The following is a 15,746-nucleotide window of genomic DNA, read 5'->3' on the forward strand; positions in this document are numbered from 1 at the left end:
TTTCCCTCGACTAACACTGCCTGAAGCCTTGCGGCGTCTGCCGTGTCAGTGAGGCGGCATTATAGGGGGTTTGGTTAGCTTGGCAAGTGCTAAAACGACAATTCTTATAAATTTAAGCTTAAACGCTCAAAAAAACAGCTAACCTGCCAAATTCCATAAGAAAGATGATAAAAACCGGAGATAGAAAGAGACTTAATTAGCTCCAACTAAGCCTCTTTTTTAACCGAATTACTGATGAGCGGTAATGTGTCCCTCTTTGACTTCTAAATAAATCGGCGTTCCCGGTACAAACTGCCCCGCTAAGATTGACTTCGCTAGCGGGTTTTCAACCGTTTGTTGAATTGCTCGTTTAAGTGGCCTTGCACCATAAACCGGATCAAACCCAACCTGAGCAATTAAATTTAACGCCTCATCATTAACGTTCAACTCATAATCTTTATCTGCTAAACGTTGACGTAAACGCTCAAGCTGAATAAGGGCTATCGATTTAATATGTTCTTTACCTAACGGATGGAACACAACACTTTCATCGATACGGTTTAAAAATTCAGGCCTGAAGTGTTTACTCACCACATCCATGACTTGCTCTTTCATCGCTTGATAATCCAAAGAAGCAAAATGCTCTTGAATTCTTGATGAACCAAGGTTAGAAGTCATAATCACCACAGTATTACGAAAATCGACCGTTCTTCCCTGTCCATCGGTTAAACGTCCATCGTCTAATACTTGTAATAAGATATTGAAAACATCAGGATGTGCCTTCTCAACCTCATCAAGTAAAAGAACAGAATAAGGTTTACGTCGTACAGCTTCAGTTAAATAGCCACCTTCTTCATAGCCAACATAACCTGGAGGTGCGCCAACTAACCGAGCTACCGAGTGTTTCTCCATAAACTCAGACATATCAATTCGCACCATGGCGTCTTCACTATCAAATAGAAAATTAGCTAGCGTTTTACACAGCTCGGTTTTACCAACCCCGGTTGGGCCTAGGAATAAAAACGAGCCTATTGGGCGGTTAGGATCAGAAAGCCCAGCACGACTTCGACGAATAGCATTTGCGACCACTTCCACCGCTTCGGCTTGCCCAATCACTCTTTGGTGGAGAACCTCCTCCATACGCAGTAATTTTTCTTTTTCTGCTTCAAGCATTTTAGAAACTGGAATTCCCGTTTGCTTAGACAGAACTTCGGCTATTTCTTCATCAGTTACCTTGTTACGCAATAAGGTCATCTCTTGCATTTCTGCTTGAGTAGCCAAGTCAAGCTGCTTCTCTAATTCAGGAATTCGGCCATACTGCAGCTCTGACATACGACTTAAATCTCCCGCACGTCTGGCAACTTCTAAATCTAAGCGAGCTTGCTCAAGTTCTGATTTGATATGTTGTGTACCAGAAAGCGCAGCTTTTTCAGTATTCCAAATCTCTTCTAATTCCGCATATTCACGCTCTTTTTCCTTAAGTTCATCATTAAGGATACTTAGCCGTTTTTCACTCGCATCATCATGCTCATTAATTAATGCTTGTTGCTCGATCTTAAGTTGGATGATTTTACGTTCCAACTTATCCAATGCTTCTGGCTTGGAGTCCATTTGCATACGGATACTTGATGCCGCCTCATCAATCAGATCGATCGCTTTATCTGGCAGTTGACGATCAGAAACATAGCGGTGTGATAAGGTTGCCGCAGCTACGATCGCCGGATCGGTAATTTCAACGTGATGGTGCAATTCATAGCGTTCTTTTAGGCCACGTAAAATAGCAACGGTATCTTCCACTGTTGGCTCATCGACCAAGACCTTTTGGAAGCGACGCTCTAGTGCTGGATCTTTCTCAATATATTGACGATATTCATCCAGCGTCGTTGCGCCAACACAGTGCAATTCACCACGAGCTAATGCGGGTTTCAGCATATTGCCCGCATCCATTGAACCTTCACCTTTACCGGCACCAACCATGGTATGTAATTCATCAATAAAGAGGATGACATTACCTTCTTCTTTGGCAAGTTCATTTAACACCGACTTTAGCCGCTCTTCAAACTCACCACGATATTTGGCTCCCGCAACCAATGCGCCCATATCCAAAGACAATACGCGACGCCCGCGAAGCCCTTCTGGCACTTCATTATTAATGATGCGTTGAGCAAGCCCTTCCACGATCGCGGTTTTACCCACACCAGGCTCCCCAATGATAACTGGGTTATTTTTAGTACGGCGCTGTAACACTTGAATCGTACGACGAATTTCATCGTCCCGACCAATGACAGGGTCTAATTTACCTTGCTCTGCTCGCTCAGTAAGATCAATGGTAAATTTCTCCAACGCTTGTCGTAGCTCTTCCGCATTTGGATCATTCACTTTCTGTCCGCCACGAATCGTTTCAATTGCCTCAGAAACTTTTTTTTCCGTTAAACCGATCTCTTTTAATAACTGTCCAAGAGGGCCACGATCTTCTAAAGCGGCCAGTAAGAATATTTCTGAGGAGATATAAGCATCTTGACGTTTTTGCGCCACTTTATCACAGAGGTTAAATAACGAACCTAGCGAATTAGAAAGCTGAACATCACCGCCGATGCCACTCACCTTAGGTAGGCGGTCGAGAAGTTCACCCAATTTAGAACGTAATTGAGCAACATCGACACTAAGCATGGTAAGTAGAGGACGGATCGGACTACCATTTTGATCAAGTAATGCCACCATCAAATGTACAGGTTCGATATACTGATGATCTCGCCCTAGTGCAAGCGACTGAGCATCAGAAATCGCTATTTGGAATTTGCTGGTAAATCTATCGAGACGCATAACCACCTTCTTAATCTCATCGGAGATAAACTAATCACGTATAGAAAGATGGTTACGCAGAGGTGAAATTTCAAGCCAATACCATTAACTTTATAAGGCTACTCCATCCAAATAAAGCTAGCTTGACGACCGGTCATTCCATCACGGCGATAAGAATAAAATTGCTGGGGATTTTGATAGGTGCACAGGTTGCAAGCATAAATTTGCTCAATGCCTAATTTTGCTAGTCGTAAACGTACTAACTGAACCATATCCGCCAACCATTTCCCTTGTTGTGACGTCGGTAAAAATGCTTGCGCTGCATCGGCGTCTCTTTCGCAAAACGCCACTCTGACATCATTACCGACTTCAAAAGCTTGAGCACCGATGGCCGGACCTAGCCAAACCAGAGGGTTGCCTGAAATAGTGTGCAAAGCGTTTTCAACAATACCTCCCGCCAGCCCACGCCAACCAGCATGAACCGCAGCAACTTGCGTTCCTTGACTATTGGTGATCAGCACAGGTAAACAATCCGCTGTGATTACCGAACAGACAACACGCCGAGAAGTCGTAACAAGCCCGTCAGCATCGAGTATGACTTTCGTTGGTCGCTCAACCTGCACAATTTTAGTTGAGTGAGTTTGATTTAACCATATAGGTGCTGAAGGCATTTGGCTTATCGTCTGCAACCATTCACGGTTACGTAAAACTAAAGCAGGATCGTCCCCAACGTGCATACCAAGATTTAACCCCTGATACGGTGACGGTGAAAATCCACCGATTCGCGTAGAAGCAAAGGCTTTAATATTGCTTGGTGCTGGCCAGTTAGGAATAATCTTATCCATGATTAATACTCTTGCGAATAATTCAGTTTTGCATCTTCACGCAAAGCATCAGCCATCCTAACCATATCATCAGGAACAGGTGCATGAAATTCCAACGCTTCTTCAGTAATGGGATGAGCAAACTTCAGCATCACCGCATGCAACGCTTGTCGATCAAAATCGCGGATCATCTCGGTTAACTCTTCAGACGCTCCTTTAGGGATCCGTGCACGTCCACCATAAGCGGTATCACCTAATAAAGGATGCTGGAGATAGGCCATATGAACACGAATTTGGTGCGTGCGCCCTGTTTCTAAACGAAGCCGGATTCGCGTGTGTTCACGAAAATGCTCAGCAACACGATAATGCGTAACGGCTGGCTTACCCATTGGCGTAACCGCCATTAACGTTCGTTTCGTGGCGTGGCGACCAATCGGTTTGTCAATCATTCCACCAGCGGTCATGGTACCGATCGCTATTGCTTCATATTCACGAGTAATATTGCGTTTTTGTAGTTCACGAACCAATCGAGTTTGTGCTGGAACAGTTTTCGCCACCACCATTAATCCGGTCGTATCTTTATCTAAACGATGCACAATTCCGGCACGAGGTACTTCTGCAATGGGTGGATAATGAAAAAGTAAAGCATTTAATACGGTTCCATCTGGCGTTCCAGCCCCAGGATGTACAACGAAATTTCTAGGCTTATTGATGACAATAATATCATCATCTTCATAAACAATATTGAGTGGAATATTTTGCGCTTCCCAACGCTGTTCATCTTCTAGTTCGGCCAAAACCGTGATAATTTCTCCCCCCATCATTTTCGTTCGGGGTTTAGTGACAACAAGACCATCGACGGTAATTTTCCCGTCCAATAGCCATTCTTTCAGCCGTGAGCGAGAATAATCGCTAAATAATTCCGCGACTGCTTGATCTAAGCGCTGACCAAGCTGGCTTTCTTTTACTGTTTGAGTTAATTCAATCTGCTGAGCCATATCGAACTTTTTTAAAAACCGTGAGACTAATAGCCACGAGTGTGGAAAAATAGGTACTTATTGTATCTGTTACTGAAAAGAAAGTAACGAAACGATTTATGGAGCACGCTGCTCCAAGTTTAGAAGCTTTATTGCAAGGAATCGAATCCAGAGATGAAATACCAAACTTTATCGGGTTTACTCGCGTTATCTTTACTCATAACTGGCTGTGCAAGTAAAGAAGAAGTTGTCCCAGATGTTCCCCCAGCAGAGCTGTATAGTGAGGCTCAACTGTCACTGCAAAGTGGAAACTGGTTAACAGCGATAGATAAGCTCGAAGCACTGGATTCTCGCTATCCTTTTGGTGCTTATTCAGAACAAGTACAGCTAGATTTAATCTATGCCTATTATAAAAACGATGATCTTGCCCTTGGGCTAGCAACGATTGAGCGCTTCACTCGCCTCAATCCCACCCATGAAAAAATGGATTGGGTACTTTATATACGAGGGCTGACTCACATGGCCCAAGATCGTAATTTCATGCATGAATTATTTAATATTGATCGAAGCGATCGCGATCCTGAGCCGGCTAAAGCTGCCTTTGCTGATTTTAAACGTTTATTAGAACGTTACCCTAACAGCCCATATGCTAAGGATGCTCAGCAACGGATGTATGCATTAAAAAATCGGTTAGCGGATTACGACTTAGCCACTGCAGACTTTTACTTACGCCGTGAAGCTTGGATCGCAGCGATAAACCGAGCTCAAGAGTTACAAAAAACTTATCCAGGCACACAAGCCGCTCGAAAATCGCTGACCATTCAATTAAAAGCTTACCAACAATTAGGATTAGATGAGGCGGTTGCACGAACCGAACAACTCATCCAGCTTAATCCTAATGAGCCAATGCCATTGCTCAGAAATTAGTTACCCAAAAAGCCAGCCGCAAAAAGTGGCTGGCTTTTTTTGCAACAAGAAGAGCGATTGACGAAAAGACGACACATACTAACGTGATAAAGTTCACCATTATAAGATGAACAAAAACAGAGTAATAACTTTTTTAGGCTGACGCAATACCCTAAAAAATAGAAAGTTTTTAGTAAGACTTAATAACCAATCTAATCGTTTCCATCGAAACCTCAAGCTTTTTCTCGACCTCACACACCAACTCCTTGCTAAAGATCACGTTTATTTTCAAAGCATTTTACACCCAATAAAAAAGAGAGATTCATCACATTATTTTGTTATTGAAACGCTAATCTGTAGGTAACCCATAAGGGATGTAACAGAGGAAAAATCACTATGCAAATGAATATTACAGGTAAAAACATTGAAATCACCTCTGCAATCCGTAATCACATTGAGAGTAAATTCAAAAAGTTAGAGAAATGGCAAGTAGAAATTACTGGGTGCCAAGCAAGCTTTAGCGAACGACCAAACAAACAGAAAAAATTTGAGGCCACGGTAACGATTCCTAAAGGCCAGCTGGTTGCTTCGGCTATTCACGATGATCTTTATGCTGCGATTAACGAAGTCGAGCAAAAACTTGAACGCCAATTGAATAAGCTGCGTCATAAACCTGAAGCACGACGAGCAGATAAGCCCGAAATGGAAGAGGAAACCGAATAATTTGCACGGTTATTGAGATAGCGCCTTTGGGCGCTATTTTTTTGCTTGACGCTCCTACCTAGCTTGCTTATTGTGTGGCTTGAATCCATCAGCAATAACGATAAAAATGACACATAACCCACTGTTCCTTTTTGACTTCTTTTTTCTCCAATAACGTTTGGAGGCACGCTCGTTTACGGAAATAAGTCAAAAACGAACAGAAAGCCTCCCCATGGAGGCTTTTTTTATAAGGATTTTATGATGACAGACAACGCCCTTTCACTCGAAGAGATTCGGTTACGTTTAAATACCATTGATGAGCAACTGCTACAACTACTCTCTGAACGCCGCCAACTCAGTATTGACGTCGCCAAAAGTAAAATAAAAACCTCGAAACCCGTGCGAGATACCCAAAGAGAGCAACAACTGCTGGTCAAACTTATCCAATCAGGAAAAGAAAATTACCAATTAGATGCACAATACATCACAAAATTATTCCACACTATTATCGAAGACTCCGTTTTACTGCAACAAGCTTACTTGCAAAACTTAGCGAATCCTGAAAATCGCAAACCACTCGCTCGAGTCGCTTTTTTAGGCTCTAAAGGCTCTTATTCGCATTTAGCGACTCGTGAATACTTCAGCCGTAAAAATACCGAATTAATTGAACTCAACTGCGAACAATTTAGAGAGGTGACTAAAACGGTTGAATCGGGCCACGCTGACTATGGCGTACTGCCGATTGAAAATACCAGCTCTGGTTCTATCAATGAAGTCTACGACCTATTACAACACACTACATTGTATATTGTAGGAGAAATCACCCAGCCGATAGAGCATTGCTTAGTCGCAACGCATGATATCCAATTAGAAGCCATCAAAGTGCTCTACTCCCATCCCCAGCCACATCAACAATGCAGTGAATTTTTAAGTCGCTTAGAGGGTGTGAAATTAGAAAGCTGTATCAGTACTGCTGATGCCATGAAAAAGGTACAAAACTTACAACGTCAAGATGTTGCGGCTATTGGCAATGCCGCTAGCGGTAAGCTCTACGGGTTACACCCCATCCAAGGTAACATTGCCAATCAAACGGAAAATTACACCCGTTTTATTATTGTCGCGCGAAAACCGATTGAGGTTTCAACTCAGATCCCTGCCAAAACGACCTTAATTATGTCAACCTCACAAGAAGCTGGAGCTTTAGTTTCTACCCTGTTGGTTTTACAACGTTATGGTATCAATATGACCAAGTTAGAATCACGTCCGATTATGGGTAACCCTTGGGAAGAGATGTTTTATGTTGACTTACAAGCACATCTTGACTCACAAGAGATGCAACAAGCCCTTAGTGAGTTAATCAAGTTAACAAAACATTTAAAAGTGTTAGGTTGTTACCCAAGTGAGAATATCAAACCGACCCAAATAAAATTAGCCAATCAATAAACACAGAGACAAGCATGAAAAATATTATCGTTGCATCACTCAATCCAGCAAAAATCAATGCCGTAAAAAGTGCATTTCATGATGTCTTTCCCGACCAAGAGTTTCATTTTCAAGGTGTTTCTGTTGCGAGTGGTGTGGCAGATCAACCAATGAGCGATGGCGAAACGAAGCAAGGAGCACTCAATAGAGTACACCATGCTGAAAAAATAGCTCCTAACGCCGATTATTATGTTGGTCTTGAGGCTGGAGTAGATCATGGCATGACATTCGCCTGGATGATTATTAAATCGAATCAGCGTTATGGTGAATCTCGTTCTGCCAGCTTACCGCTACCTCCTATCGTCACAGAGCAGCTCACGCCCGATAATGAGCTAGGACACGTGATGGATAAAGTTTTTGCTACGCAGAATATTAAACAAAAAGGAGGGGCGATTGGTTTACTCACAGGTCACCAACTCACCCGTAGTTCGGTTTATCATCAAGCGTTAATACTCGCCTTAATTCCTTTTCTCAATCCGGAACTCTTCCCCATTAGTAACCTTAAATAGATCAGTAACCTTAAATAGATCCGAGACACAAGAAGAAAATTGAGCTGACGCCCTTTCGCACAGCAAAAGAAAAGGCGAGAAAAACGGTTGTTAAACCGTCAGGTTATGAAGGTAACAATAATTGAGCTAGAGAATCTCGCTCTTGCTCTGTGCGAGATTTAAGCTCATTTGAGCCTCGGGTAATGGTTGCCACACCAACACCTAACAGTTGGCTAATCTGACGCTGAGAAAGCTCGCCTTTGAGCAGCTCGCACAAGATATTGACTCGTGCCACTAAAGCCTCTCGTTCATCCGGAGTCATTAACATGGTTAACAGCATTTCATGCTGCTCATCTGTGGTTGCTTGTTTAACTAACGCTAATAACTCTCGCCAGTCACGGTACTCAGGTTGTGATGACATTCTTGTACTCGTTGGGTGATACACGCTATCTATTGTAGAGTACACTCAGCCGGAATCAATAGCTTGTTGCTAACTCTTGCTGCGTTAAAAATTCACCATCAAGGGCCATTAAATTGCGATAGTAGGTTTCAAACATCAAAATATTTTGTACATAACCACGAGTTTCACGGAAAGGAATCGCTTCAATGAAGGCATAGGCATCTAATTTACCTTGAGTTTGAGCTTGCCAACGATCCACACGACTTGGTCCAGCATTATAGGCTGCAAAAGATAAAATACGATTGTTATCATAGCGCTCAAGTAACCCATTTAAATAATGGCTCCCAATCTCAATATTTTTCCCAACCTGATACAGCTCGTCTGCGTCTTCATAATTAAGCTGATATTTCTTCGCTGTATAGCGCGCCGTCGACGGCATAATTTGCATAATTCCTCTGGCCCCCACAGGAGAACGCGCTTCAACATCCATCGCACTTTCTTGTCGAGCTAGTGACATTAACGTTACCGGACTGATGCCGTGTTTTTTTCCATAAAAATTAAACCACCATTGGTGAGCCAATGGAAAGCGCAGTTGAGTGTTATCCCATAAACTGGCAGAGATAGAGGCTTTAACGGTTAAATGATGCCAACCATGAGTTGCAGCATAAACCGCTAACATTTCTTTCTCTTTTTGCTGGGCATGCTGTAATAATAAATTCCACTCACTCTTCGCGGCTGCAATCTTGTCGCGTTGAATTAACTCATCAATACGCATTAACGATTTTTGATAAGGTTTGAGCCATGAATGCTCTAAAGCAAGTGACGAACTCGGATACTGGATGGACTGCTTCACCCATTGAGCGGCAGCAACACTATAAAAATTACGTTGTCCAAGTAATGCGTGCATTCGCGCGATGCCCTGCGACTCTTTCCCTTGCGCTAATTCACTTCGAGCCAACCAATATTGCCAACGTAATGTTCCTTGTTCACTCTCGGGTAAACGAGTTATCCAGTGGGTGATGCCAAGCCAATCTTGTTCACGCAGTGCTAAACGAATACGTGTTTCAATCAGATGAACATGAGAGCTTTGCTCGATAACCGAGTCTCGCCACTGGCGAAATTCATCACTCTCAACCTCCATCATGCGCAACGCAATATATTGAGCAACTCTGGCTTGTTGTGAATCCGGCCAGTTCAAAATCTTATTGACTGCGTGCCAATACTCAAGCGCTTGAATAACATCACGGCGAGCCAGCTTTTCTAATGCCAATTCAACCGATTGAGTTAACTTGAAACCATTTTGATTGTGCTGGATAAATTCAATGACCTTTTCAGGATGATCATATAACTTAAGTAAAGCTTGTGCGTAAGCTTCTTTTGACTTACCGGTTAATTTCCCCGCCAAATGACTCATCAAAGAACGATTACGTCCGTCAAAAGCCATCAACATACGTTCAACAATCATGCTATCGGTTAAACCACCTTGCTGCTCCCACACTATAAACAGCTCGTCACAAGCCGCAGAAACGCTAGCACCGCTTTTCCATAATGTTTCAGCTCCGCTAAAGGCTTGTGCATAACGTCCGGTTTTCAATTTAGCGGTGTAGTAATGACAACGATATCTCTCGCCCTTGGGTTCATTAGGAGAGAACTGTAGCATTTCGGGCCATTTATCTTGCCGAGCTAATGCATCAATGTAAGGCGCACTAATGCGGTAAGCAAAAGGAAAATCTTTATAACTATCTATAAAATGGCGTACGACAATCGGTGGTTTTTCACCCAAGTCAATTAAGAAACTTCGATAATCTAGATACGGGGTAAGAGGATAATCAGCCAAGCGAGAGCGCACTTTTTTAAAACGGCGCACCTCTTTACGATCTAACCATAGATGCGCTTGATCATATAGCTCTCTCTGAGCTTGCAGATCCATTGTTTCGGATAATACATTACGGCTAAATAGGCCCCATGCGATCAATATCGCTAAAAAAATATAAGATGGTTGAACAAAAAAAACGCCCTTCATGGTACTCCATTCCCTTAATGCAAATAATCCCATTCACCCTTAATTACGCAGACTCTTGCATAAAATGTAAAGTTACTAGCAGTAAAGTTGTTGTCAATTGTGATAGCAAGACAAGTGTGATAACAAAACAAGTGTGATAACAAAACAAGGCCACCGGCACTGGTATCTCTTAAAGTAGTAAAGAAAGATGATGAAAATATGCCCCCCATTTTTTCATCCCTCTTCGCCTTAAGATCCCCAAACCAAAATATCGGCTAGTAACAAAAGCAAACGCTTTAGTATAGAATAGTCGCTTTGTTCTGTTTGAAAGATTAGGAATGATCGGCAATGGCTGAATACGTCTATACCATGTCTCGGGTGAGCAAAATTGTTCCCCCTAAACGTCAAATTCTCAAAGATATTTCTTTGAGCTTTTTTCCCGGTGCAAAAATTGGGGTACTCGGTTTAAATGGTTCAGGTAAATCGACCCTACTGCGCATCATGGCTGGCATTGATAAAGATTTCGATGGCGAAGCGCGTCCACAACCGGGATTAAACGTCGGATACCTGCCTCAAGAGCCAGTATTGGATGAAAATAAAACCGTCCGCGAAGTGGTCGAAGAAGCCGTTGCTGACGTCGCTTATGCGCTTAAACGTCTAGATGAGGTATACGCTGCTTATGCAGAACCCGATGCAGACTTTGATGCGCTAGCTAAAGAACAAGGCGATTTAGAAGCTTTAATTCAAGCCAAAGATGGCCACAATTTAGATAATGTACTTGAACGTGCCGCTGATGCGCTGCGTTTACCGGAGTGGGATGCCAAAGTAGCGACATTATCAGGTGGTGAACGCCGTCGTGTTGCCATTTGCCGTCTGTTGCTTGAAAAACCAGATATGCTATTACTTGATGAGCCGACCAACCACTTGGATGCTGAATCTGTCGCTTGGTTGGAACGTTTCTTAGTCGATTATAGTGGTACTGTGGTTGCCATTACTCACGACCGTTACTTCTTAGATAACGCTGCGGGTTGGATTTTAGAGTTAGACCGTGGTGAAGGTATTCCATGGCAAGGAAACTATACCTCTTGGTTGGAACAAAAAGACGCTCGCCTACAACAAGAAGCTTCACAAGAGAAAGCACGCCAAAAAACCATTGAAAAAGAATTGGAATGGGTTCGCCAAAACCCTAAAGGCCGTCAAGCTAAATCTAAAGCTCGTATGGCTCGCTTCGAAGAGCTACAAAGTACCGACCATCAAAAACGTAATGAAACCAATGAACTGTTTATCCCACCCGGTGAGCGTTTGGGAGATAAGGTCATTGACGTGAAAAACTTGACCAAATCCTTTGGCGATCGTGTCTTGATCGATAATCTTTCCTTTAGTATTCCTAAAGGAGCCATTGTTGGTATTATCGGCGCGAATGGTGCGGGCAAATCGACGCTATTTAAAATGCTTAGCGGTGTCGAGCAGCCAGATTCTGGCAGCATTGAACTGGGGGATACTGTAAAACTGGCCTCGGTTGATCAGTTCCGCGATAGCATGAACGATAAAAATACCGTCTTCCAAGAAATTTCTGAAGGTGCGGATATTATCCGTATCAATAACTTTGAAATCCCTGCTCGTGCTTATTGTTCCCGCTTTAATTTTAAAGGCGTCGATCAACAAAAAGTGATTGGCGAACTCTCTGGTGGTGAGCGCAATCGAGTTCACTTGGCCAAGCTTCTGAAAGCAGGTGGCAACGTCCTACTGCTCGATGAACCCACGAACGACCTTGATGTGGAAACATTACGAGCTCTAGAAGAAGCCCTACTTGAGTTCCCCGGTTGCGCCATGGTCATTTCCCATGACCGTTGGTTCCTCGATCGTATCGCAACCCATATCCTTGATTATCGTGATGAAGGCAAAGTGAACTTCTATGAAGGAAACTACACCGAATACATGGATTGGCTCAAGCAAACACTGGGAGCACAAGCCGCAGAACCGCATCGAATTAAATATAAACGCATCACTAAGTGATCAACTTCAGGCCGCTATTGCGGCCTGAGTTATTTTGGGTTCTCGCTTGATTTTGCCATGTTCTCGTTTGGTTTTGCCAATGGTGTTTGATTGCCTCAGCAGCAAATCTGCTATGCTTAGGCTACGATCCTCTAACACGGTGAATATTATGACAGAGCGACGCCGATTTGTTCGTATTCTCTATCAAGCCCCCGCGACACTGCGTCAAGGCCAAATTCAACTCACAACCTGTATTCAAGATCTCTCTTTGCATGGGCTCCTGTTGTGGGCAATTGATGCACCAAGCTTGGATCCATCTCAGCCATTAGATGTCGAATTTACCTTACCTGATAGTGAAATCACGCTCAATATGACCGCCATGTTAGTCAGAACAAATGAGCGTATTCTCCACCTTAAAATTAGCCATATTGATATTGAAAGCATCGCACATTTAAAACGTATTGTTGAACTCAACCTCGGTGATAGCGAACTTCTCTCACGCGATATTGAACATTTGATTGATATCGAAGATGACGCCACATCATCATGACTAATCAACATTAAACTCACGGCTAGGTGGTGGGCTCACGAACTTCGCTGTATCGCATCGTTCGCTTGTTTGAGTAAATTTTGGCTCTCAACCATAAACTGTTGAGAGTATTTGCCAAACCACTGACTAACTTGCTCAAATTGTTTAATAAAACCTTGTTTATCTTGCTGTTCAATTAAGCTTACCGCTTGCGAAAAACTGTGCTGAAAACGCTGAATCATCTCTACATTCTCTTGCGACGAGAGAATAATATCGCCATATAGATTGGGATCTTGAGCAAATAAACGTCCAACCATCGCTAACTCTAATCGATAAATCGGGGAGCTCAATGTTAATAATTGTTCAAGATTCGGGTTGACCTTTGAAAGATGAAAACCATACACAAAAGAAGTGAAATGGCGTAGTGCTTGAATCAGTGTCATGCCATGATCGTGCTCATCGGCATCTATTTGACATAAACTCGCTCCCCAGATGGTAAACTGATCCAATAACCATTGATACTGTGATGCTCCACGACCATCACAATACACAATGACTTGCTTAGCAAGGCTTGGTACATCAGGCCCAAACATCGGGTGTAAACCCACAACAGGGCCTTGATGCGCTTTTAACATCGCTGCAAGCGGCTTTTGTTTAATCGAAGTTAGATCACATAAGATACAATCACTCGGTAACTGAGTCAGTTTATCAATCACGTCAACGGTCAAATGGATAGGCACCGTCACCACGACCAACCCTGCATTATGCAAGAGTTCATCTGCCTGCGCCCAATCTTGGCTGCCCAAAACTTTCACTTGATAACCAGACAGACGGAACATTCGGGAAAATAAGCGGCCCAGTTGTCCGTTACCGCCGACAATCACCACCGAACGTAATTGAGGGTTAAGACACTTAAAACCGGAATCTTTTTCACTAGCATATGATTCACGCATCGTGCGACGCAAAATATCTTCAATTAACTGAGGAGGAATGCCTTTACGTTGTGCCTCTTCACGCCGAGAAGCTAACATCGACGCTTCACGTTCAGGCACATAAATCGGTAAGCCATGGCGGCTTTTTACTTCCCCGACCTTTTCGACTAACGCTAAACGGCGAGCCAATAGCTCAACCATCTGTTTATCAACCTCATCGATTTGCTCACGTAATACGTTTAATTCTTCAACCATCAGTCAATCCTTTTGCTTATTTAATCTTTGAGGCGGTTTTCTAAAAATGGAACCAACTCTTGATGTGCATGACGTAATAATGCCTCGGTGGCTTGCCAATCAATACAGGCATCAGTAATAGAAACACCATAAGCCATCTTTTCTGGCGAAAGATCCGCTGACTGATTCCCTTCATTAAGATGGCTTTCTATCATCAAACCAATAATGGAACCATTACCTTGGCGGATTTGATGAATAACATCTTCGGCAACCAGAGGCTGACGACGGTAATCTTTGCGCGAATTAGCATGGCTACAATCAACCATCAAAGCCGCGTCTAAACCGACTTGCTTCAGTTCTTGCTCACATTCAGCAACAGAAACAGAATCATAGTTCGTCTGCTTACCCCCACGGAGAATAACATGTCCATTGGTATTGCCTCGAGTGGTTAATAATGCCACTTGACCTTCTCGATTTATCCCCATAAAACGATGACTGGAAGAAGCCGCCTGCATAGCATTAATGGCCGTCGATAAACTACCATCGGTACCATTTTTAAAACCAATAGGCATTGAAAGCCCGCTCGCCATTTCACGGTGAGTTTGTGATTCGGTGGTTCGAGCCCCAATCGCAGCCCAACTGAAAGTATCTGCTAGGTATTGAGGGCTGATCGGATCTAACGCTTCTGTCGCTAAAGGAATCTCCATTTCAGCCAGTTCAACTAATAGCTTACGCCCTACATGTAAACCGTGTTCAATATCAAAGGTACCATTCAAATGTGGGTCATTAATCAGCCCTTTCCACCCCACCGTCGTACGTGGTTTTTCAAAATAGACACGCATCACAATATACAGTTGGTCACTCAACTGCTCAGATAATGCTTTCAGCTTTGTCGCATATTCTTTGGCAGCTTCAATATCATGGATAGAGCAAGGGCCGCACACAATCAGTAAACGATGATCGCGTTTATGAATGATATCCGCAATCGTTTGCCGAGATTGACGAATAAACTGACGAGCCTTATCACTCAGTGGTAATTTTTCTTTTAATGCGTCAGGTGTTATTAAAACCTGTTCATCAATAATATTAATATCACTCAAGTCACTTTTTTTCATACCACACCTGTAATATATTGTTTACACCATTCTATCTTTGATGGTTAAATTTGAATAGGTATTAAATTAACAGGCTTTATTTCTAATGCAAGTGTAAATTTAAAAAAACATTAAGTGTAAATATTATTATACAGTTGGTATTTGTCGTTGTTATCCCCTATACCCAAACAACTTGGCGTTGCAGGTCGGCGGCAAATGAGTGACAAATTTGTCTGGAACAAATTTGAACAGCCGTCGGCTGGACTTTGGTGAGCGCCACGGATGGCTCTCATCATCGCCATGAGTATCGGCTAACTATGTGATTGGAGTGAACGGCTGTGGTTAACATCGCTGCAGATTCAAATAGAAAGGGTATAAACAAACATGTTTTATTCAGCAA

Annotated in this window: 13 protein-coding genes and 1 other annotated feature; of the genes, 6 read left to right on the top strand and 7 right to left on the bottom strand. The window is 42.9% G+C overall.

Annotation, left to right across the window (positions count from 1 at the left end):
- Positions 1-228: 228 nt before the first annotated feature.
- The 3 genes from clpB to rluD all read right to left on the bottom strand — a co-directional run bounded on the left by clpB (position 229) and on the right by rluD (position 4,603).
- Positions 229-2,802, bottom strand: coding sequence for an ATP-dependent chaperone ClpB (clpB, locus tag CAG57_RS03095; protein WP_161427443.1), 2,574 nt, complete (start codon positions 2,800-2,802; stop codon positions 229-231).
- A 98-nt stretch (positions 2,803-2,900) separates the two neighbouring features.
- The gene (gene pgeF, locus CAG57_RS03100; protein WP_161427444.1) at positions 2,901-3,626 is read right to left on the bottom strand and encodes a peptidoglycan editing factor PgeF; all 726 of its coding nucleotides are present in this window, start codon (positions 3,624-3,626) and stop codon (positions 2,901-2,903) included.
- 2 nt (positions 3,627-3,628) lie between these two features.
- Positions 3,629-4,603 (bottom strand): 23S rRNA pseudouridine(1911/1915/1917) synthase RluD, encoded by a 975-nt coding sequence (rluD, locus tag CAG57_RS03105; protein ID WP_099610679.1) that lies wholly within the window; start codon positions 4,601-4,603, stop codon positions 3,629-3,631.
- A 153-nt stretch (positions 4,604-4,756) separates the two neighbouring features.
- Here rluD and CAG57_RS03110 point away from each other — a divergent pair, with 153 nt between their 5' ends.
- From CAG57_RS03110 to yjjX, 4 genes are all read left to right on the top strand, one after another.
- On the top strand, positions 4,757-5,509 hold the full coding sequence (locus tag CAG57_RS03110) for an outer membrane protein assembly factor BamD (RefSeq protein ID WP_099610678.1): 753 nt from the start codon (positions 4,757-4,759) through the stop codon (positions 5,507-5,509).
- Between the two features lie 375 nt (positions 5,510-5,884).
- Entirely contained in the window at positions 5,885-6,211 is a 327-nt protein-coding gene (gene hpf, locus CAG57_RS03115; protein ID WP_099610677.1) for a ribosome hibernation-promoting factor, HPF/YfiA family, read from the top strand.
- 108 nt (positions 6,212-6,319) lie between these two features.
- Positions 6,320-6,439 (top strand) — a sequence feature (Phe leader region).
- A gap of 12 nt (positions 6,440-6,451) precedes the next feature.
- Positions 6,452-7,633 carry a prephenate dehydratase gene (gene pheA / locus CAG57_RS03120; RefSeq protein WP_099610676.1) on the top strand — a complete coding sequence of 394 codons (1,182 nt, stop codon included), beginning with the start codon at positions 6,452-6,454 and terminating at the stop codon, positions 7,631-7,633.
- Positions 7,634-7,647: 14 nt separating this feature from the next.
- On the top strand, positions 7,648-8,181 hold the full coding sequence (gene yjjX / locus CAG57_RS03125; protein ID WP_099610675.1) for an inosine/xanthosine triphosphatase: 534 nt from the start codon (positions 7,648-7,650) through the stop codon (positions 8,179-8,181).
- Between the two features lie 103 nt (positions 8,182-8,284).
- Here the strand turns inward: yjjX and trpR are convergent, their stop codons facing one another.
- Positions 8,285-8,581 (bottom strand): trp operon repressor, encoded by a 297-nt coding sequence (gene trpR, locus CAG57_RS03130; protein WP_099610674.1) that lies wholly within the window; start codon positions 8,579-8,581, stop codon positions 8,285-8,287.
- A 55-nt stretch (positions 8,582-8,636) separates the two neighbouring features.
- Positions 8,637-10,583, bottom strand: a complete 1,947-nt coding sequence (locus CAG57_RS03135) for a transglycosylase SLT domain-containing protein (protein ID WP_161428275.1) — start codon at positions 10,581-10,583, stop codon at positions 8,637-8,639.
- Positions 10,584-10,910: 327 nt separating this feature from the next.
- Between CAG57_RS03135 and ettA the strand changes: the two genes are divergently transcribed.
- On the top strand, positions 10,911-12,578 hold the full coding sequence (gene ettA / locus CAG57_RS03140; RefSeq protein WP_161428274.1) for an energy-dependent translational throttle protein EttA: 1,668 nt from the start codon (positions 10,911-10,913) through the stop codon (positions 12,576-12,578).
- A 148-nt stretch (positions 12,579-12,726) separates the two neighbouring features.
- On the top strand, positions 12,727-13,107 hold the full coding sequence (locus CAG57_RS03145; RefSeq protein ID WP_099610672.1) for a PilZ domain-containing protein: 381 nt from the start codon (positions 12,727-12,729) through the stop codon (positions 13,105-13,107).
- Between the two features lie 35 nt (positions 13,108-13,142).
- Here the strand turns inward: CAG57_RS03145 and tyrA are convergent, their stop codons facing one another.
- A complete protein-coding gene (tyrA, locus tag CAG57_RS03150; protein ID WP_161428273.1) occupies positions 13,143-14,273 on the bottom strand; it encodes a bifunctional chorismate mutase/prephenate dehydrogenase in 1,131 nt (376 codons plus the stop codon).
- A 20-nt stretch (positions 14,274-14,293) separates the two neighbouring features.
- Entirely contained in the window at positions 14,294-15,367 is a 1,074-nt protein-coding gene (locus tag CAG57_RS03155; protein ID WP_161428272.1) for a 3-deoxy-7-phosphoheptulonate synthase, read from the bottom strand.
- Positions 15,368-15,746 lie beyond the last annotated feature (379 nt).

It is taken from the genome of Vibrio sp. V30_P3S12P165, from assembly GCF_009904905.1.
GTDB lineage: Bacteria > Pseudomonadota > Gammaproteobacteria > Enterobacterales > Vibrionaceae > Vibrio > Vibrio fujianensis.

Excerpts from the sequence above, each read along its gene's own strand:
- clpB (WP_161427443.1), bottom strand. The coding sequence starts at position 2,802 with ATGCGTCTCGATAGATTTACCAGCAAATTCCAAATAGCGATTTCTGAT.
- pgeF (WP_161427444.1), bottom strand. The coding sequence starts at position 3,626 with ATGGATAAGATTATTCCTAACTGGCCAGCACCAAGCAATATTAAAGCC.
- rluD (WP_099610679.1), bottom strand. The coding sequence starts at position 4,603 with ATGGCTCAGCAGATTGAATTAACTCAAACAGTAAAAGAAAGCCAGCTT.
- CAG57_RS03110 (WP_099610678.1), top strand. The coding sequence starts at position 4,757 with ATGAAATACCAAACTTTATCGGGTTTACTCGCGTTATCTTTACTCATA.
- hpf (WP_099610677.1), top strand. The coding sequence starts at position 5,885 with ATGCAAATGAATATTACAGGTAAAAACATTGAAATCACCTCTGCAATC.
- pheA (WP_099610676.1), top strand. The coding sequence starts at position 6,452 with ATGACAGACAACGCCCTTTCACTCGAAGAGATTCGGTTACGTTTAAAT.
- yjjX (WP_099610675.1), top strand. The coding sequence starts at position 7,648 with ATGAAAAATATTATCGTTGCATCACTCAATCCAGCAAAAATCAATGCC.
- trpR (WP_099610674.1), bottom strand. The coding sequence starts at position 8,581 with ATGTCATCACAACCTGAGTACCGTGACTGGCGAGAGTTATTAGCGTTA.
- CAG57_RS03135 (WP_161428275.1), bottom strand. The coding sequence starts at position 10,583 with ATGAAGGGCGTTTTTTTTGTTCAACCATCTTATATTTTTTTAGCGATA.
- ettA (WP_161428274.1), top strand. The coding sequence starts at position 10,911 with ATGGCTGAATACGTCTATACCATGTCTCGGGTGAGCAAAATTGTTCCC.
- CAG57_RS03145 (WP_099610672.1), top strand. The coding sequence starts at position 12,727 with ATGACAGAGCGACGCCGATTTGTTCGTATTCTCTATCAAGCCCCCGCG.
- tyrA (WP_161428273.1), bottom strand. The coding sequence starts at position 14,273 with ATGGTTGAAGAATTAAACGTATTACGTGAGCAAATCGATGAGGTTGAT.
- CAG57_RS03155 (WP_161428272.1), bottom strand. The coding sequence starts at position 15,367 with ATGAAAAAAAGTGACTTGAGTGATATTAATATTATTGATGAACAGGTT.